The sequence below is a fragment of the Zunongwangia pacifica genome, assembly GCF_023499215.1.
Lineage (GTDB): Bacteria > Bacteroidota > Bacteroidia > Flavobacteriales > Flavobacteriaceae > Zunongwangia > Zunongwangia pacifica.
Genome location: NZ_JAKHSK010000014.1, coordinates 42,402 through 62,091 on the forward strand (window position 1 = coordinate 42,402; position 19,690 = coordinate 62,091).

12 protein-coding genes are annotated in these 19,690 nt (G+C 36.2%); 7 read left to right on the plus strand and 5 right to left on the minus strand.

Going from position 1 to position 19,690, the window contains the following annotated elements:
* Positions 1-48: 48 nt before the first annotated feature.
* The 4 genes from L1967_RS11170 to L1967_RS11185 are packed head-to-tail and all read right to left on the minus strand — an operon-like array spanning position 49 to position 7,105.
* On the minus strand, positions 49-612 hold the full coding sequence (locus L1967_RS11170; protein WP_249601710.1) for a biliverdin-producing heme oxygenase: 564 nt from the start codon (positions 610-612) through the stop codon (positions 49-51).
* Positions 596-1,162, minus strand: a complete 567-nt coding sequence (locus tag L1967_RS11175; protein WP_249601711.1) for a response regulator — start codon at positions 1,160-1,162, stop codon at positions 596-598. The genes L1967_RS11170 and L1967_RS11175 overlap by 17 nt, the downstream gene beginning before the upstream one ends.
* A 54-nt stretch (positions 1,163-1,216) precedes the next feature.
* A complete protein-coding gene (locus tag L1967_RS11180) occupies positions 1,217-3,442 on the minus strand; it encodes an ATP-binding protein (RefSeq protein ID WP_249601712.1) in 2,226 nt (741 codons plus the stop codon).
* The gene (locus L1967_RS11185; protein WP_249601713.1) at positions 3,443-7,105 is read right to left on the minus strand and encodes a CheR family methyltransferase; all 3,663 of its coding nucleotides are present in this window, start codon (positions 7,103-7,105) and stop codon (positions 3,443-3,445) included.
* A gap of 534 nt (positions 7,106-7,639) precedes the next feature.
* On the opposite strand from L1967_RS11185, the gene proC reads away from it, so the two are divergent.
* From proC to L1967_RS11220, 7 genes are all read left to right on the plus strand, one after another.
* The gene (gene proC / locus L1967_RS11190; RefSeq protein WP_249601714.1) at positions 7,640-8,446 is read left to right on the plus strand and encodes a pyrroline-5-carboxylate reductase; all 807 of its coding nucleotides are present in this window, start codon (positions 7,640-7,642) and stop codon (positions 8,444-8,446) included.
* Between the two features lie 29 nt (positions 8,447-8,475).
* A complete protein-coding gene (gene proB, locus L1967_RS11195; protein WP_249601715.1) occupies positions 8,476-9,252 on the plus strand; it encodes a glutamate 5-kinase in 777 nt (258 codons plus the stop codon).
* A 74-nt stretch (positions 9,253-9,326) separates the two neighbouring features.
* On the plus strand, positions 9,327-10,526 hold the full coding sequence (locus tag L1967_RS11200) for a glutamate-5-semialdehyde dehydrogenase (protein ID WP_249601716.1): 1,200 nt from the start codon (positions 9,327-9,329) through the stop codon (positions 10,524-10,526).
* A 136-nt stretch (positions 10,527-10,662) separates the two neighbouring features.
* The gene (locus L1967_RS11205) at positions 10,663-12,534 is read left to right on the plus strand and encodes a M61 family metallopeptidase (RefSeq protein ID WP_249601717.1); all 1,872 of its coding nucleotides are present in this window, start codon (positions 10,663-10,665) and stop codon (positions 12,532-12,534) included.
* Positions 12,535-12,698: 164 nt separating this feature from the next.
* Complete coding sequence (locus L1967_RS11210; RefSeq protein ID WP_249601718.1) at positions 12,699-14,702, plus strand: monovalent cation:proton antiporter family protein; 2,004 nt, start codon at positions 12,699-12,701, stop codon at positions 14,700-14,702.
* Positions 14,703-14,875: 173 nt separating this feature from the next.
* Positions 14,876-16,546, plus strand: a complete 1,671-nt coding sequence (locus tag L1967_RS11215; RefSeq protein ID WP_249601719.1) for an ABC1 kinase family protein — start codon at positions 14,876-14,878, stop codon at positions 16,544-16,546.
* 178 nt (positions 16,547-16,724) lie between these two features.
* A complete protein-coding gene (locus L1967_RS11220; RefSeq protein WP_249601720.1) occupies positions 16,725-18,206 on the plus strand; it encodes a S10 family peptidase in 1,482 nt (493 codons plus the stop codon).
* A gap of 186 nt (positions 18,207-18,392) precedes the next feature.
* Here L1967_RS11220 and thrC read toward each other — a convergent pair whose 3' ends face one another.
* Positions 18,393-19,688 (minus strand): threonine synthase, encoded by a 1,296-nt coding sequence (thrC, locus tag L1967_RS11225; protein ID WP_249601721.1) that lies wholly within the window; start codon positions 19,686-19,688, stop codon positions 18,393-18,395.
* Between the last annotated feature and the right edge of the window lie 2 nt (positions 19,689-19,690).

Consider the following 19,690-nt stretch of genomic DNA (forward strand, 5'->3'; position numbering starts at 1 on the left):
AACCTAAACCTACTCAAATTGTATATTATTTAAAAGAAATTATACTTATTAAGCTGAAAATTGTGGCTGATAATCAAAAATCTTCCCAAAAAACAGAAAAGTCTCTTGCGCTTTTAGAGTTGCTTTTTGAGTTTCTTCTGCTGAAAATTCTCTGGAATTTACTTTTTTCATAAACTCTTTCCAACCCTGTACATTTTTGCGATCACCATTAAAAAAGTGATGCTTAGCAATGGAAGCTAAATTTGTACAATCCTGAAGTTCTCTGGCTATAAGCATTCCACCCATTGCAGAACCCTCCAATACATAAGCCGCCCCTAAGGCTTCGATCTCATCGTTACAGTGAAAATCGCCTTTAAAACTGGCTATTGGTGCCTCAAAATCGACATTTAAAAGGATTAAGTCTTCAGCTAAACGCTCACTTTTGTCTGTAGAAAACTGTGGCTGAAATCGCTTAATTTCGTCTTCCACTATTTTATAAGCCAAATAGTTTTGGAGCAATAACAATTTATATTCGCTCATTGTAATACTGTGATCCATGATAAGACCGGCCGTATTATCTTTCTCGATTTCCTTATGCAGCGCTGATGTCTGCTCTCTAAGCGTCTGCAACATTATTCTTCTCGAGTGTTATGCTTTCTATATTCGCTCTAATTTTACTAAGGCTTAGGCGTTGCTCTTCATTTTCGGCATTTATTTCATCCAGGTATTGATAAATCTGGTTTACCGCGATCTTATTACGACGTATCTTTTCGCGAAGTTCCTCTTTTTCAAGCATATTAAATACCACCTTTTTAAGTAATGGCTTTAATTTCTCGCCCAGGGTATTCATGTGCTTTTTCAGAATAAATCCAGAGGCTCCAGAAAGTATGGTGTTGGCGGCAAGCTCGTCGTCATCTATCGTTCCAGTCACAAAAATAAACGTAAGGTTTTCATCAAATTTCTTCACAAGCTTTAAAATATCCAACCCATTACAGGTGGGTAAATTGTAATCTGATAGTACAACATCTGGAACGAAATTGTGTAATTTATTCTTACAATCTTCCAGGTTATCTACAACTTTAACTTCAGGATTCTCTACAATTTTGTTAATCTGCATCGTGATAAGATCTGCATCAACGTCATAATCTTCTACCAGCAATATCTTCAGCGCGGTCTTTATCATTTAAATGTTTAGTTTTTATGTGCGAAAAATACGTAAAAATTTATAAAAAACTCTCTAGTCTTCCAGGTCCGGCAGGCTAAAATAAAAAGTGGCTCCTTCACCGGGAGTGGTTTCTACCCACAACTCACCTTTATGTTTATCTACTACTTTTTTGGCAATCGAAAGCCCGATTCCTGAGCCTGTAAAATCATCGGTAGCTACCCGTGAAAACACCTCAAAAATTTTGTCTTTGTGCTTAGGATCAAATCCTACACCATTATCTTTAACAAAATAAATAATTTTATCTCCTTCATGCGCATAGCCTATTTCTACTACAGGATTTTCTTTCTTTGCACTGTATTTTAAAGCGTTAGAAATAAGGTTATTTACCAATTGAGAGATCATCCTGCGGTCTCCCATAATTTTAGGTAATTTTTCAGCGATTTTTATAGTTGTTTTGGGATAATTGTTTTCAACATTCTGTGCATCGAATGCATTTTCTACAATGTGCTGGATTGATATGATCTGCTTAGAAAGTTTTGTTTGTCCTACTTTTGAATATGATAAAATATCTTCGATAAGGGTATCCATTTCAGAAGCCGATCGTACAATGGTTTTCACCGCTTTTTGGCTATAATCATCTAGCCTGTCCATGTAATGATCTTTAAGGATCCTTGCATAACCATCAATTCCTCGTAAAGGCGCTCTAAGATCATGGGAAACACTATAACTAAAAGTCTCTAACTCTTTATTGGCTTCTACTAATTTAGAGTTTAAATTGTCTATTTGTTCTTTTTGCTTTTTTACTAAAATGTGTGTTATACTTTCTCTAAGCGCATTAACAGCTTCATAATCATAATCTTCCCAGGGTTTAGCGACACCGGCTACTTTTTCTGTCCAGCGCTCAAAAGATTTTCTAGGTGTTAAATATTCAATACCATCTTTTACGTATCCAATTTTCTCGGGATTTCCTCCCCAGTTTACGGTTTCTTTTGCTTCTGGCCTAAACCAGATCAAATAAGCATCGCCCTGTTCCCCAATTTGGGCACTAATAATCCCTGAGGCTTTATCACAATATTCGCTTGCTTCTGGAAATACTTTGGATAAGCATTTAGCTGAAAAAAAGAGCTCTTGTTTTTTTAAAAATTTTTGAAACAAGCTTTCTACCTGAGGTCTTTCTGGTGTTTTTCCAACTAAATAGATCTCGTTATCCATTACTAAAGCTCCCCCACTACATTCAATAATATCGGTAAACTTGGGATCAAAACGATAAAGTGCATCTGCAATATTCCTTATCGAAGTCATTTGCAACACCAGTTTCTTGCGAACCTCATCAGATTTCGAAATATTTTCTAAAAAGGTATTGGCGGTTTTAACGGCCAGTTTATTCGAAAAGACCTGTGTTAAAAATAAACAGGATTGCCTTTGGTGATAGGTAATAAATTTAGGCAAATAGTGATGGCAGGCTACCAATCCCCATAATTGGCCATTTAAAACAATGGCAGCAGTAAGCGAAGCTCCCACTTTCATATTCTTTAAATATTCGATATGAATTGGAGATACCGCCCTTAGCTCTGAACTCGAAATATCCAATGGCTGCCCGGTTATTGGAGAAATTTCAGGAACAATTGGTGAGGCTTTGTAATGTACATCACTAATAATTCTTACTCCCTGTTTCATAAATATTTCCCTGGCAGGTTTAGGAATATCGGTTGCCGGATAATGCAATCCCAACCAGCTTTCCAGCTCAGGTTCTTTTACTTCGGCTACGACTTCACCATTCCATTCTTCATCAAACTTATAGATCATTATACGATCGTAATCGAACAAATGCTTTACAAGCAAAGCCGCCTGCTGGCACATATCATTAACCGATTCAGATTCGTCTAATTCGGTTAAGATCTTGGTAAGCTGTTCCTGAAAATGAATAGGATCTATCGATTTCCCCGAGGGTTCTACATCTATAATAAGATGCTCCCCGGAAATTGAAGGAATGCATAGAAACTTTTGTTCCCCTATTTTTAGTTTTTTGGGTAAAAGGGATTCCTTATTTGCAAGCTTCTTTTTAAAAGATGATGCTACTTTTTTAGATAAAACCTGTTCTAAGGATTGTCCCAAGGCTTTTGTATGGGAAATTCCCAAAATAGCTGAAATATTTTCGCTGCACTGCGAAATATTCAGCGTTTCTACATCGCAAACAATTATAACACCATGTTCCTGGGACTTCCCTATAATATGTATAGGCTCCCTGTCACAATTGGTAATATTAACTTCTTGTTCGCTATAGGCGGTTTTGCTCATTTATTTTGCTTTAATTTTAAAATAAAATGTACTCCCCACTCCTGGTTGCGAATCTACCCAAATAGACCCACCATGTAATATAACAATTTTATGCACGTGCGCCAATCCAACACCGGTACCTTCGTATTTCTCTTCTGTTGGGACCCTATTAAAAATGGTGAAAATATCTTTTTGATCTTCTTCAGAAATTCCTATACCATTATCCATTACAGAAAATACCCAATATTCATCTTCCTGATATGCTGAAATTCGAACTTCAGGGGTTTTATCTTTCGCACAGTATTTTAAAGCATTACTTAATAGGTTTTGGAATAAAAGTCGCATTTCGACTTCGTACACCTTTAATTTTGGTAAGCTTCCAATATGTACCTTTGCATTGGTATCTTTAATTCGCTTGGTAAGATCATATTTTACAACTTCTACAAGTTCCCGGGTATCCACCATCTTCTTTTTGGTATTTCTACCTATTCTGGAATGCTCTAATAAAGCTTTAATTTGAGCTGATAATCGATCTGAAGCTTCATCGATATACTGAATATAATCTTTCCCTTTTTGATCCAGTTTATCAGAATAAATTTTCCCTAAAATATCGCTACCAAATTTAATCGTGCTTAAGGGTTCCTGAAGGTCATGAGAACAAATAGACACAAATTGTTCTAAATCGTGATTGGCTCTTTCAAGGTCCTTTTTTTGTTGTTGTAATTCTTCCTGAACGTGTTTTAATTCAGAAATATCTACGCAGGTAAATCTATTGGTGATTCCATTACCGTTTTCATCAAGCTCTACGGTAGAGTTCATAATTACCGGAACAATTTTACCATTCTTGGTTACCATTTCCTGCTCTACATTTTTAAGCTCTCCTTTTTCCTGGAATAACTTATTAAGTCGCAACGCTTTTAGTTTAGATTCATCTTCATAAAGTTCGAAGATGGGTTTACCTATAATATCTTCTTTAGAATCATATCCCAGCTTTTCGACCGCTTCCTGGTTACACTGTACGATTTCTGAAGTCCTTGGATCTACACTAAAATGTAATACAGGGTCTTCTTCATAGAACGATTTAAAACGTCGTTCACTGGCCAGCAACTTATTTTTTGCTTTTTGAAGTGATTCGATATCTACAAAGGTAATTACGATACCTTCTGTATTATCTTCTCCGGTTCTAAAAGGGGAAATTCGCTGTAAGTAATTTCTTCCTTCTTTAGAAAGAATATTACGCTCTAAGATCTTTCCGGTTTCCATCACTTTGTTACAGCGCTCTACCAGACCTTTTCCTCTATTTACGCCAAAATTAGTCGTGAAATTATCTATAGGTCGGCCAATATCACTATTTATTAAGCTAAAATGTTTTTTGATAGTGGGGGTAAATTTTCTAATCCTAAGATCACTGTCCAAAAAGATCGTACCAATATTGGTACTTTCAAGAAGATTATTCATATCGGCATTAAGCTGCGCTAAATCATCCATTTTCTGGATATTCTCGGCATTTACCGTATTTATCTCTTCATTAACACTTTGAAGTTCTTCGTTGGTACTTTGTAACTCTTCGTTAGACGCCAAAAGTTCTTCATTAGCGGCCTGAAGTTCTTCGTTACTGGTTTCGATCTCTTCTAAAGAGGTTTGTAATTCTTCTTTGGTCTTTTTCAGTTCCTCTTCAAGTTCTGCTATGTATTCCCGGGTTCTACCATTAATAGTAACCTGCTCAACCTCTACCGTATCTTCTTCTTTTACTTCCTGTTCAATAAAAGTAAGTACAAAATTACTCTCGTTATCAAGATTTTTCGGTTTAAAAGGCTTTACGACGAGATCTAATTTCATCACGCTACCATCGGTTTCCTTAACAATAGCATTGTGATAAACCACTCTTTTCCTTTCCTTCGCCGATTTTTTAGTGGTAGATTGTACGATATGTTTAAGGTCTTTATTAAGCATCTCTATTAAATTGGTCGTAAATCCAGATACAGGTAGGTTTGCGTATTTTCTAAATTCACCAACCGCTTCCATAATATTAAATTCTGAATCTACATACACACTTGCAGCACCAAATTGCTCCATAACAGCTTCGTTAAGCTCATTTACAAACTTTTGCTTACTGTTATTATAAGTGCGATTATCACTATATCTTGCCTTTTGATGCTTTTCATCATGATCTACTGAAGTCCTACCCGTAGTGGACCTTAAATTTTGAGTTCTTATTCTTGCTCTTGGATGCACATTTCTAAAGATTTTCCATTTTCTACTTATATCTTCAAAAGAATCCCGGTGCGAGGTGACACTTTCACTGGTTCCTAGAACAAGGAATCCATATTCTCTAAGTGCGTAATGCAACACATCCATCGTTTTCTTTTGAATACTAGACTGAAAATAAATAAGAAGATTACGACATAATACCATATCCATATTGCTAAAAGGAGGGTTTTTAATGATATTATGTTTAGAGAAAATAACCATTCGCCTAATTTTCTCTACAATTTGATATCCCTCTGGTTTTTTAATAAAAAACTTTTTAAGGAATTTATCTTCTACATTCGCTACAACACTCTCTGAATAAATACCTGAGCTACCTATATCTAAATGCTCTTGTGAAATATCTGTAGCGAAAATTTTAATTTCCAGCATCTTATCCTGGCGTTGCATTTCTTCATGCAATAACATAGCCAGGGAATACGCCTCTTCTCCTGTACTACAACCTACATCCCAAATTTTAAGAATATCATTATCCTTTTTAGATTCTATAAGTTCTGGTACAATATCATCTGCGATAATTTCCCACACCCTTTTATCCCTAAAAAAGTTAGTCACCCCAATTAAAAATTCACGATATAGCATGGGAATTTCTTCATCATTATGCAATAGCATGTCATAATATTCTTCAAGATTACTACAACCGCTTACATTTACCCTTCTTGCTAATCTTCGGGCTAAGGTGGAATATTTATATTCCCTAAAATCGAGACCTGTTTTTTCATCGATAAGATGAAGGATCTTAGAAAGGGTTTTCTGATCAAATTCTACATCGTGGTTTTCGATATCAAAAACCATGGGTGCATTAATAAATTTACGCAGTTCCTCTCCCATTTCTTCTACCGGTAAAATATAATCTACTAAACCAGTTTGTATGGCGCTTTTCGGCATTCCGTCAAATTTAGCCTGATCTGGATCCTGCACCATCACCATACCATCTTTATCCTTTATGGCCCTAATCCCTCGGGTGCCATCACTGCCGGTACCGCTAAGAATAACTGCAATTGCTTTTTCTTTTTGATAATTAGAAAGGGATTCCAAAAACATATCTATAGGTAAGTTTAGATGTGCCCGCTCTTCTGGTTTTTCAATCAGTTTTAGACAGCCATCTTCTACTAAAAGATTGCATTTTGGAGGAATTAGATAAATGGTCTTCTTTTCCATTTTCATCCCTTCCTTAATCTGCTTAATAGGGAATTTGGTAGATTTTGCCAATAGTTCTCCCATCATACTTTTATAATCTGGAGAAAGGTGTTGGATTACTACGTAAGTATTATTGTCTTCTTCAGGAATACCGTTAAAAAATGCCTTTAAAGCTTCTAGACCTCCAGCGCTTGCCCCCACAGCAATAATTCTGGATTCTCTATTTTTATTTTTTTCAGGTTTCACCTGTTGTGTTAGTTTGTTGTTTCTAGTCATTTATTTTTTGGGAAGTAGTTAACACGTGTAAAGGTCAAATATATCGGATAAATTGCATACTAAATAATACAATTGCGTTTAAAATGCACGGTATTCACAGCATTTTGAGCCTATAGATGTGCTAAAACCTGTCAGCTTAACAGTTATTTTTGTCAGTTAGGCAGCTATAAGAAGTATTTATGAATTATAGAAATATTCAATACTTCAACTTATATATTTATTTACATTCTTCTCTTTAAGAAATATTAACATTCTTAAAAACCTTGATTTTGTTCGATTTACCGCCTTTGATCATCAAATTGCATGTTCCAACCCCTCCAGGAGGTGCTTATCTTCTAAATAGCACCCGCTAGACTTTTACAATTCTTTAACCGTAATTGAGATTTTGTTAAAACAAATTCAGCATATATTAAAAGCAATCAAAGATGATGTAAGTAAAATTGTCGTTTGGCTCGCATGATCTTTGAACATTAAATAGCAAGTTTAACTAAATAATCGTGGTAAAGCCACAAGGAAAAATTGAAAAACACAGAAATGAAAGTATTAGTTATTGGAGCAGGAAATATGGGACTAACTTACGCCGAAGGAATGGCAAAAAGCAGTCTTCTAAATCGAAGAAATCTTATGATCTTTGATAAATCTGCTGAAGTGATTACCAACCTAAGTAAAGTAGACCATTTTGATGTTTTCGATAAAATAGATGATTGTCTTCCTAAAGCAGACATCGTTTTTCTAGCCGTAAAACCTTACCATATTGATGGCTTATTTGAAGAAATAAAGCCTATGGTAAATGATGAGCAAATCTTTGTTTCTCTTATGGCAGGAGTAACCATAAAAACCATACAAGATGGTTTAGGAGTTAAAAAAGTGGTTAGATCCATGCCTAATTTACCGGCACAGGTAGGTAAAGGGGTAACTTCTTATACTGCAGCCAAAGAAGTTTCTAGAGTAGAACTTTTAATGGTAAGAAATCTACTGGACACCACCGGAGAATCGATTAAAGTTGAAAATGAAAACTTTATCGATGCCTCTACAGGAATTAGTGGTAGTGGCCCCGCTTATGTATTCTATTTTATGGGATCTATGCTAGAAGCGGCACTTAAAATGGGATTCTCTGAAAATGACAGTAGAGTTCTCGTAAGTCAGACGTTTGAAGGTGCTGTTGAACTTTTTAATCAACATGATCTTTCACCCGATACCTGGATGGAACGTGTTGCTTCTAAAGGAGGAACCACCCGTGCCGCATTAGATTCTATGGACGATAATAATGTAAAAGAACTTATTAAGGAAGCTGCTTATGCTGCATTTGATCGTGCAGTGGAACTAGGAGAAGGCAAATAATCTACTAACTAATACTATCAAACATAATAATGGAAAATAAGAAAAAAAGAATCGTTGTAAAAGTTGGTACCAATGTAATGACCAACAAAGACAATAGAATTTTAGGACCGGTACTAAAACACTTGGTAGAACAAATATCAGAACTTTACGAAGAAGATATTATGACCGTTTTAGTATCCTCTGGATCTGCAATTGCAGGTAAAGAAATTCTTGGCGAAATCAACATTCAGGATCCTTCAAAAAGAAGGCAGGTATTTAGCTCTGTAGGACAACCTAGAATGATGAGACATTACTATAGTATTTTTCACGATTACGGAATGCGTTGTGCACAGGTGCTTGCCACTAAACGAGACTTTAGCCCTGGAATTCATAGAGAAAATATGATTAACTGCTATGAATCTTTACTTTCTGAAGGAATTATTCCTATTGCGAATGAAGATGATGCTGTTTCTGTTACCATGTCGATGTTCTCGGATAATGATGAGTTGGCCAGTCTTGTTGCTGAATTAATTGGTGCAGACTCCCTAATTATCCTTAGTGATACTGACGGACTTTACACCGGGCACCCAGATGACGACGATTCAGAAAAATTAAATAAAGTTCAGGTAGACCAGAATGTTGAAAAATATGTTCAGCAATCTGACAAAGGTGAAGGTGAAGGCCGTGGCGGAATGGAATCTAAAATTAAGATCGCCAAAGAAACCGCCGCTAAAAATATACCTACTTATATCGCAAATGGTAAGCGACCAAATGTAATTCTTGATATTATGAGAGGTAAACCGGTAGGAACAAAGTTTACTTCCTAGAAAGACCTTTATCATCTTATAATCTCAAGACGCGATTATAGCTTAATTAACGAATTAAAACTTAAAGAAGAAAAATGATACTTTTAGATACCGATAAAAAAAATAATGTTTTGAAATCCATGATGAAAATTTTGGATAAAAAACGCGAACAAATTATTACCGAAAACAAAAAAGATCTTGAAGCTTTTGGAGAAGGAGATCAGGCTATGTACGATCGCCTGGTTTGTGATGATAAAAAAGTTGATGGTATGATCAACTCAGTAAAAGAAGTGATGGAACAGGATGATCCTGTAGGTCAAACTATCGAGCACAGAAAATTAGATACCGGTTTGGATATTACCAATAAAACCGCTCCTTTTGGAAACATCATGATTATTTACGAATCTCGACCAGATGTTACTATCGAAGCTGCTGTATTGGCATTTAAGGCAAATAATAAGATCTTTTTAAAAGGTGGTAAAGAAGCCATAAACAGTAATAAGATTCTTGTAGAATGCTGGCATGAGGCGCTTAAAGAGAACGATCTAAGTTCAGATTGGATCGAACTATTACACCTTAGCCGCCCCGAAACTCAGGAATTTCTTAAAAATCCACCAGTACAATTAGATTTAATCGTACCAAGAGGTGGTGAACGCCTTATTGGCTTTGTAAAAGAACATGCTACCGGTGCTGTACTTGTAAGTGGTAGAGGGAATAACTTCTTGTATGTTTCTAAAAATGCCGATTTTGAAACCGCTAAAAAAGTAATGCTAAATGCCAAAATTGATAAAATTTCTGGTTGTAACGCATTAGATAAAGTACTTGTAGACGTAAATCTTCCAGATTATGAAGCTAAACTAAAAGAACTTCAGGAAATGTTCAAAGAAAATGAAGTGAACATTCTAGTAGATGAAGAGGTGAAAAAAGTACTTAGTGAAGAAGATGAAATTCCTTCTGAATCTACCTGGTACGAAGAGTTTTTAGCGATGAAAATTGTCATTGGCAGTATCGACGGATTAGACGCTGCTATCGAAAAAATTAATAAATACTCTGGTGGGCATTCAGCTTCTATAATCACCAAAGATAAAGATGAAGCGATTAAATTTATGGAGCAGGTAGATAGTGCTGCTGTTTATCATAATGCTTCTACCAGATTTACAGATGGTGGACAAATGGGTGTTGGTGCCGAGCTGGCTATAAGTACCGATAAGCTTCACCACAGAGGGCCACTAGGTTTAAAACAGCTTACTACAAATAAATACTATGTGCTGGGAGACGGGCATATAAGAGCATAATTTTTCAATTTAAATTGAAATACACTAAAGGGTGACAAGATTGTCACCCTTTTTAATGTTTAAAAATTAATAAAAATAGATACTAAAATGTAACTATTTCAGTTTTTAATAGTCCAATAAGAAAGATAAAAACAATATGAAGAAAATAGTGTATGCCGCTGCCTTACTGGCAAGCTTGTACTCTTGTAAAACAACACAAAACCTAACTTCTAAAGATCAGCCCATTATCACAAAAATTGATCTGGTTAATGTTACTGATGACAAAGTAAAAGTGATTGTAGATCCCGCTAAAATTACTACCGAAGAAATTAGCTTTTTTATTCCTAAAACTGTTCCCGGTACCTACTCTACCGACAATTACGGAAGGTTTATTGAAAATTTTAAGGCCTACGATTACGATGGTAACGAGTTAACCTTTACACACCAGGACGATAACACCTGGACAATTAGCAATGCTAAAGCTTTAGATAAAGTTAGTTACGAAGTAAATGATAGTTATGATATTGAAGGTGAAAATGACGTATTCTCACCCGCAGGAACCAATATCGATGCCGATCAAAATTTTATGCTGAATTTACATGGCTTCGTAGGGTATTTTAGTAAACTTCAGGAAGAACCCTATCGTATAGAAATTGTTCGTCCAGATAATCTTATCGCAGGGACTTCTTTAACGGCTATTACCAGGGACGAAAATCCAGATGATAACTTCAGTACAGATACCTACAATGTTGGTCGTTATTTTGAGGTGACCGACCATCCTATCATGTATGCAAAACCAGATACAACAAGTTTTGACGTTCAGGGAATGAAGGTGCTTTTAGATGTATACTCTCCTAACGGAAAATTTTCTGCACAAGATATAAAACCAGGGATCGAAAAAATGATTTCTGCTCAGAAAAAATTCCTGGGAGATATTAATGATACCGAAAAATACGCCATTTTACTGTATTTATCAGATCTTCAGAAAAAAGACGCCCGTGGATTTGGTGCCTTAGAACACCATACCAGCACCACCGTTGTACTGCCAGAGACCATGCAAAAGGAGCAATTAGATGAAAGCATGAAAGATGTGGTATCCCACGAATTCTTTCATATCGTAACACCGCTTAGCGTTCATTCTAACGAGATTCATTATTTTGATTATAACGATCCTAAAATGTCTAAGCATCTTTGGATGTACGAAGGGGTAACCGAATATTTTGCAAATCTTTTCCAGATTAATCAGGGGCTAATTTCAAATCAGGATTTCTACGATCGTATGTCTGAAAAGATCGCCTCTTCAATGAATTTTGATGATACTGTTCCGTTTACGGTAATGAGTGAAAATATCCTTACAGACGAATATAAAGACAGTTATTATAATGTGTACCAAAAAGGGGCTTTAATAGGAATGGCTTTAGATATTCGCCTAAGAGAATTAAGCGATGGAAAAATGGGCATTCTTGATCTTATGAAGAAATTAAGCAAGAAATACGGGAAAGACAAACCATTTAACGATGATGATCTAATTGGTGATATTGTAGCGCTAACTTATCCTGAAATTCAATCATTCTTCGATAAATATGTTACCGGAGAAACCCCTATTCCTTATAACGAGTTTTTCGCTAAAGTTGGTTTAGAAGAAAAATCTATTATGGTCAACACCAGTTATTTCTTAAACGGACAGGTACCTTATATCGATGGTGATCCCGCTTCAGGAGAGCTTTTCTTTAGAAAAGGAATTGGTTTTAATACCTTCCTTGAAAAACTGGGAGTTGAAGGTGGCGATATTATCAAAACCATTAATGGAACTGAATATACCATCCAAAATGTATATGCGTTAATTACAGGTTCACAATCTTGGGGAGAAGGAGATGATATCGAAATGGTCATAGAAAGAGACGGTGAAGAGGTGACATTAAGCGCAAAAGCTTCACAACCACAAGCCGAAGAAACTTCGATTACCGAAATGGATTTACCAGCAGATAGTCCTAAAGTAAAATTAAGAGAAGCCTGGCTTAAAAATTAAGAGTTCTAAATAAAAAATAGAATTCAGCTTTAAAATTTAAAAGAGCTACTTAAATGCACTCTTTGATTATCGATATTAGATAGTTTAAAGAAGTATTTTAAGTAGCTTTTTTATTCCATATAATTCAACTAAATTACCACCAAACTAACCTAAACAAAACTGCTATGGAAATCCCGATCTTACAGGATATTGTTGTTATTCTGGGATTATCGGTATTAATAATCCTTGTTATTCAAAAGATAAAAATCCCCAGTATTCTAGGATTTTTACTAGCAGGAATTATTGCCGGCCCACATGCATTTAACCTTATAAGCAATGGCCATGAGGTTGAACTGTTAAGTGAAATTGGGATTATTTTCCTGCTGTTTGTGATCGGGATTGAACTTTCATTAAAAGGTCTGGCTGCCATTAAAAACACTATTTTTATTGGTGGAGGTTTGCAGGTTGGCGGCACCATTTTATTTACTACGCTGGCGGCACAACTATTAGGACTTCCTTTAAACACCTCGGTTTTTCTGGGATTTCTGTTTTCTTTAAGTAGTACGGCAATTGTACTGAAGCTCTTTCAGCAACGTGGTGAAATCACTTCTCCACATGGTAGGATAAGCATTGGGATTTTGATATTTCAGGATATTGTGGTCGTACCTATGATGCTACTTACCCCCATATTAGCGGGAAAAGCCGATAATATTTTAATGACGGTTGGTATTTTGATTGGTAAAATTGCGCTGGTTTTAGTCGTAATTTTACTACTTGCCCGTTATGTAGTGCCTAAAGTGCTGGGATGGGTAGTAAAAACTAAAAATCAGGAACTTTTTATTCTTACCGTGGTTGTTTTTTGCTTTGCTATTGCCTGGCTTACCAGTTCTGTAGGGCTTTCTTTAGCATTAGGTGCATTTTTCGCCGGACTCATTATTTCTGAATCAGATTACAGTCACCAGGCCACTGCAAATGTGCTGCCTTTTCGTGAAATCTTTATCAGTTTCTTTTTTATCTCTGTAGGGACCCTTTTAGATTTAGGCTTCTTTTTCGACAATATCGGCTATATTCTTTTACTGGTGCTTGGGGTTGTTTTACTAAAAATGATGGTGATAGGAATTACCGTTTTAATACTAAAATATAAACCAAGAACTGTTTTTATCACCCTGTTTAGTTTATTTCAGGTAGGGGAATTTTCCTTATTACTATCGGGTGTAGGTCTGGATAATGGTTTATTGCCCGAAAATATTTACCAGTATTTTCTTGCAATATCGATCTTAAGTATGGCACTTACTCCATTTTTAATTATGAATTCTTCAAAGCTTACCTATGCCATTCTTAAAGCACCAATCCCTTCAGCAGTAAGACATCGTTTATCGAACATCAAAAAGAATACAAATGCTGAAGAGCAGTTTTCCGAAGAAAATTTAAGCGATCATATTGTGATTATCGGCTATGGAACTAACGGAGAAAATATCGCAAAAGCGGCCCGTAGTGCCGATATTCCTTATGTAGTGGTAGATATAGATCCAGATTCTTTTAGCAATGCAAAAAAGAATAAGGAACCTATTGTTTTTGGAGATGCGACAAATTCGTTAATTCTAAAGCATATTCATATTCAGGAAGCTCGTGTAGTGGTCATCGCCATTTCTGATGCTGCGGCAACTAAAAAAATTATAAGTACCATTCGGTTATTTACACAAACGGCATTCATCATTGTGAGAACACGGCAGGTTAAAGAAATTGAAGAAAATTTACGTGTGGGCGCAGATGAAGTGATCCCGGCCGACTTTGAAACTTCTATAGAAATTTTTACCCGGGTGCTTAAAAAATATCTGGTGCCTTATGACGAGATTGTTGAATTTACCAGTAGTATTCGATCAGCAGATTACGAAATGCTTACACGTTTAAAAAATAAGCCCCATAACCCCGCGTTACATCATCTAAACATTCCAAATAAAGAGATTGCCACGCTTAGCGTTCAGTATAAAGATAAAAATATTGTTGGGAAAAGTCTGGAAGATTCGGGAATGGCTAAAAATTATGGTGTTACCGTCTTAGCGATAAAAAGAGACACCAAATATTTAACCGAAATTACACCGCAAACCAAAATTAAACGCGGTGACCTTATTTATGTCTTTGGAAATCCCTCAAACATTAATCACCTAAATAATTTGCTAACAGTCTAAAACAATAAAAACAAGGGATTATTTTATACAATTTCACCTTACATTTTTTAAGAAGTTTACATGCCCTTTGCAGAAATGCTAGTGTTTTTGCTTAAAGTGCTAAAACTAAGCTAAGATGCTCGGCTAAAAGACTAAAGAATTGTAATTTGCTTCACAATCTAAGCAAACAATCAATGTCTAAACTATCCGACAATTTTACACGATATCATAAATTTTTCAGTTTTATGCTGAAGTATGGCAACAGTGATCTCTTTAAAAAAACTACCGCCAACGCTTTTGATGATGCCTCCAGTAAAAATATAGATCAGGACAGTTTTGATCGTTCTCCTGAAGAGCTTGTAGAAGACTTAAAAAATATGGGGCCTACCTATATTAAATTAGGGCAGTTGCTCTCTACAAGACCCGATTTACTACCTGATGCCTATCTTAAAAAACTGGCGACTTTACAGGACGATGTTCCTCCAATTCCCTACGAAGAAGTTCACCAAATTGTAGAGGAAGATCTGGGAACCCGAATTTCTAAAGCTTTTACTACGTTTGAAGAAAAACCAATAGCCAGTGCCTCTATTGGCCAGGTTCATTATGCCACCTTAAGAAGCGGAAGACCGGTAGCCGTAAAAATTCAACGGCCAGGCATTAAACGTAAGTTTTTGGATGATATGGATACCCTTCAGGAAATGGCAGAACTTGCGGTTAAACATTCTAAAATTGCAAAAAAGTATGCCATAGATACCGTTTTAGCCGAATTACGACGTATTTTATTAAACGAGCTGGATTATTTTAAAGAACAACAAAACCTTATTACGCTTAGGGAAAACCTACTGCCGTACAACTATTTAATTGTTCCTGAACCTATTCCCGATTACTGCGGAAGCCGGGTGTTAACAATGGATTTTATTGACGGAAAGAAAATAACTTCCCTCTCCCCGCTTAAACAAATAGAAGTTGATTACGCCCCAATGGTCGATCAACTGGTGGAAGCCTATTTACAACAGATTATTAATGACGGATTTGTACATGCAGATCCTCATCCCGGGAATATTCAGTTTACAAAAGACAGCAAAATAGCCCTTATCGATCTGGGAATGGTAGCCAAATTTACCAGCCACATGCAGGAATGTCTGCTTCAGCTTTTAATTGCCATAAGTAACAATAACGGCCCAGAAACAGCCCATATCATTATCAATATGAGCGAAACCGATGAGGACAGCGACCTGACTACTTTCAATAAAATAATTAGTGATATTATTATGGAAAGTGAAAATAGCCCTGCAAGAGAATTACAAACGGGAAGATTGCTTATTCAGTTAAATCGCTTGGCTGCCGAAACCGGAATCCACATGCCCGTTGAAGTGAACATTCTGGGAAAAATATTGCTGAATATGGATCAGATCATCGCCGTGTTAGATCCCGAATTTGATCTTAGGATCGCTATTAAAAAACATGCTCAAAAAATCATGCAGAAGAAAATGTATGAAGAGCTGAAGCCAGAAAATTTCTTCTCGATGCTGCTGGAATCTAAAAAACTGTTAGAACATATTCCAGAGCGTCTAAATAAAATTACCGATAATCTTGCTGAAAATAAATTTAAGGTAAATATCGAGGCCTTAGATGAAGAACGCCTTACCGATGGTTTTCAAAAAATAGCCAACAGGATTACTTTAGGAATTATCATTGCCGCAATGATCATGGGCGCATCGATGCTAATGCAAATCCCTACCGATTTTATCATCTTTGGTTATCCTGGTTTTGCCATCTTATTTTTTATTCTGGCTGCATTTTTAGGCATCTGGCTAAGTTATGTTATCATTTTTAAGGATAACAACCTTAATAATAAGAAATAGAAAATCACCCTCTACTATAAATAGGAGAAGCCGTAAGATATAAATTAAAAAACTTGTTCAAATCCATATCTTACGCTTTTTTATTTTAAAGGCTATTTTGTATAATTTACAACTTGTTTTTGTACAAAATGAGAAATAGCAGTATTTTTCAGCTTTAACCCTAACAATTTAATCACTAATGAAGAAAATTTACACCCTCTTTTTCTCGCTTTTGGCTATGGCTTCTTTTGCCCAAAAGGTAAAAGTTCCTGTAGATACCACTGTGGTCACCAATCATTCGGTCACCATAAAAGGTAAAAATATAAATTATATAGCCCAAACCGGAATGCAACCCGTTTGGGACGAACAAGGGAATCCTATTGCCAGTTTGTACTATACGTATTACAAAAGAAGCGATATTAAGAATACCGAAAATCGACCTTTGGTGATTTCTTTTAATGGAGGTCCCGGTTCTGCTTCGGTTTGGATGCATATTGCGTACACCGGTCCTAGAATCCTGAAAATTGATGATGAAGGATATCCTGTACAACCTTATGGAATTAAAGAAAATCCATATTCGATTTTAGATGTTGCCGATATTGTTTATGTAAATCCTGTAAATACCGGCTATTCCAGACCTATTCCTGATGCTGAAGGAAAAGTTGACAAAAGTAAATTCTTTGGTGTTAATCAGGATATTAGTTATTTAGCAGAATGGTTAAATACCTTTGTTACTCGCGAAAATCGATGGTTATCACCTAAATATTTAATTGGAGAAAGCTACGGAACTACCCGAGTTAGTGGTTTGGCTTTAGAACTTCAAAACAGCCAGTGGATGTATTTAAACGGGGTGATCCTTGTTTCCCCAACCGAATTAGGCATAGACCGTGAAGGTCCTGTTGAAGTAGCTAACCGATTACCTTATTTCGCGGCTACTGCATGGTATCATAAATTACTTCCGCAAGAATTACAAAATAAATCGTTAACCGATCTTTTGGATGAAGTAGAAGCTTACAGCATTAACGAATTACTGCCGGTACTGGTTAAAGGTGGATATGCTTCTAAAGCTGTTCAAAATACCGTAGCCCAAAAAATGGAATACTATTCTAGTATAGATAAGAACGTATATCTTCAGAATAATTTAGAGTTACCAATTAGTGCTTTCTGGAAAGAACTAAAACGTGAAGATGGTTTTACGGTAGGCCGATTAGATTCTCGCTATTTAGGGATCGATCGTAAAGATGCCGGTGAATACCCAGATTATAATGCTGAATTAACCTCCTGGTTACATTCTTTTACTCCTGCAATTAATTATTACTTAAGAGAGGATCTTAATTTTAAAACCGATCTTAAATACTTTATGTTTGGTCCGGTTCATCCATGGGATCGCAGCCGTGATAATAGCGGTGAAAATTTAAGACAGGCCATGGCGCAAAATCCCAATCTGGATGTAATGATCCAATCGGGATATTTTGATGGTGCCTGTACCTATTTTAATGCCAAATACTCGATGTGGCAATTAGACCCTAGTGGAAAAATGAAAGACCGACTATCTTTTAAAGGCTATGAAAGCGGGCACATGATGTACCTTAGAAAAGCTGATCTTGAAACGGCAAACGAAGATATTCGTGAGTTCATTAAAAATAGTTTACCTGCTGAAGGTGCTTCAGCAAAGTACTAAAAACTCCCCCCTTTTGATCATAACAAAAAGGCTGTCTAAAAACTCCATTTTAGTCAACCTGAACTTGTTTCAGGTTCTCATAATGATTTTTAAATCAATGAGATGAGATTCTGAAACAAGTTCAGAATGACGTTTTGAGGTATTTTTAGACAGCCTCTTTTTATAATTTCAAAATTAAATTGATTACTAGCTTAATAAAAAGGCTTTTAGATCAGCATAATCTTTAATCGAAATAGCTTTCTTTTCTTTTTCCAAAACTTCTTTTATGGAATCTGGAATATCGATCTGTTTACCAATGGCGTCTTCTACCGTTTCCCGGAATTTACAGGGATGTGCGGTTTCCAAAAATGCACCAACTTCATTAGGATGATCTTTAAAATACTCCTGAAGTCCCAAGTATCCCACCGCACCATGCGGGTCCATTACATAACCGGTTTCATTATAAACTTCTTGCATCGCTTCCTTAGTTACCTCATCATCATAACTAAAGCTGGTAAGATTTTCTTTTACATTACCATACTCATTTTGGAAAAGCTGTAAGATTCGCACAAAATTACTGGGATTCCCAATATCCATCGCATTCGAAATTGTCGAAACGCTTGGACGTGGCTCATACGTTCCTGTTTCCAGATAATCGGTAATCGTCCTATTAGCATTGTTTGAAGCAATAAAATGCTTTATGGGCAGTCCTAATTCCTTAGCGACCATCCCGGCACAAACATTCCCAAAATTTCCACTCGGTACCGAGAAAACAATATTTTTTCCTTCGGAAGCTAACTGGCGATACGCTAAAAAGTAATAAAACATCTGCGGAAGCCATCTGGCTACATTAATAGAATTTGCTGAAGTTAACTGTCGTTTCGACTGAATTTCTTCATCTAAAAATGCCTGTTTTACCATATCCTGACATTGGTCAAAAGCACCATCAATTTCTAAAGCGGTTACATTTTCACCAAGGGTGGTTAATTGCTTTTCCTGAATTTTACTCACTTTTCCTTTAGGATATAAAATCACCACATCGATCCCTTCTACTCCTAAAAATCCGTTGGCTACTGCCCCACCGGTATCTCCTGAAGTGGCTACAAGCACGGTTACTTTACCAACTTCGTTTTTGGTGATAAAATACCCCAGGCTACCTGCCATAAAACGTGCGCCAACATCTTTAAACGCCAAAGTTGGGCCGTGGAAAAGCTCCAAAGTGTACACATTGTCTTTCACATGCACCACCGGAAATTCAAAATCTAAAGTTTGGGCGATAATTTTTTTAAGTTCGGCTTCAGGGATCTCATCACCAACAAATTGCTTAATCGCCTGGTAAGCGACTTCAGTCTGCGGCATATTTGGTAATGCTGAAAAAAAAGAATCTGGTAACTTTTCGATATGTTCAGGAAAATATAATCCTTTATCTGGAGCCAGACCTCTAATTACGGCATTCTCGAAGCTGGAAGAATGATTTTTATTATTCAGACTAAAATAGTTCATTT

What these genes read in the sequence shown, in the direction of transcription:
- L1967_RS11170 (WP_249601710.1), bottom strand. Translation starts at nt 612, where the DNA reads ATGTTGCAGACGCTTAGAGAGCAGACATCAGCGCTGCATAAGGAAATC.
- L1967_RS11175 (WP_249601711.1), bottom strand. Translation starts at nt 1,162, where the DNA reads ATGATAAAGACCGCGCTGAAGATATTGCTGGTAGAAGATTATGACGTT.
- L1967_RS11180 (WP_249601712.1), bottom strand. Translation starts at nt 3,442, where the DNA reads ATGAGCAAAACCGCCTATAGCGAACAAGAAGTTAATATTACCAATTGT.
- L1967_RS11185 (WP_249601713.1), bottom strand. Translation starts at nt 7,105, where the DNA reads ATGACTAGAAACAACAAACTAACACAACAGGTGAAACCTGAAAAAAAT.
- proC (WP_249601714.1), top strand. Translation starts at nt 7,640, where the DNA reads ATGAAAGTATTAGTTATTGGAGCAGGAAATATGGGACTAACTTACGCC.
- proB (WP_249601715.1), top strand. Translation starts at nt 8,476, where the DNA reads ATGGAAAATAAGAAAAAAAGAATCGTTGTAAAAGTTGGTACCAATGTA.
- L1967_RS11200 (WP_249601716.1), top strand. Translation starts at nt 9,327, where the DNA reads ATGATACTTTTAGATACCGATAAAAAAAATAATGTTTTGAAATCCATG.
- L1967_RS11205 (WP_249601717.1), top strand. Translation starts at nt 10,663, where the DNA reads ATGAAGAAAATAGTGTATGCCGCTGCCTTACTGGCAAGCTTGTACTCT.
- L1967_RS11210 (WP_249601718.1), top strand. Translation starts at nt 12,699, where the DNA reads ATGGAAATCCCGATCTTACAGGATATTGTTGTTATTCTGGGATTATCG.
- L1967_RS11215 (WP_249601719.1), top strand. Translation starts at nt 14,876, where the DNA reads ATGTCTAAACTATCCGACAATTTTACACGATATCATAAATTTTTCAGT.
- L1967_RS11220 (WP_249601720.1), top strand. Translation starts at nt 16,725, where the DNA reads ATGAAGAAAATTTACACCCTCTTTTTCTCGCTTTTGGCTATGGCTTCT.
- thrC (WP_249601721.1), bottom strand. Translation starts at nt 19,688, where the DNA reads ATGAACTATTTTAGTCTGAATAATAAAAATCATTCTTCCAGCTTCGAG.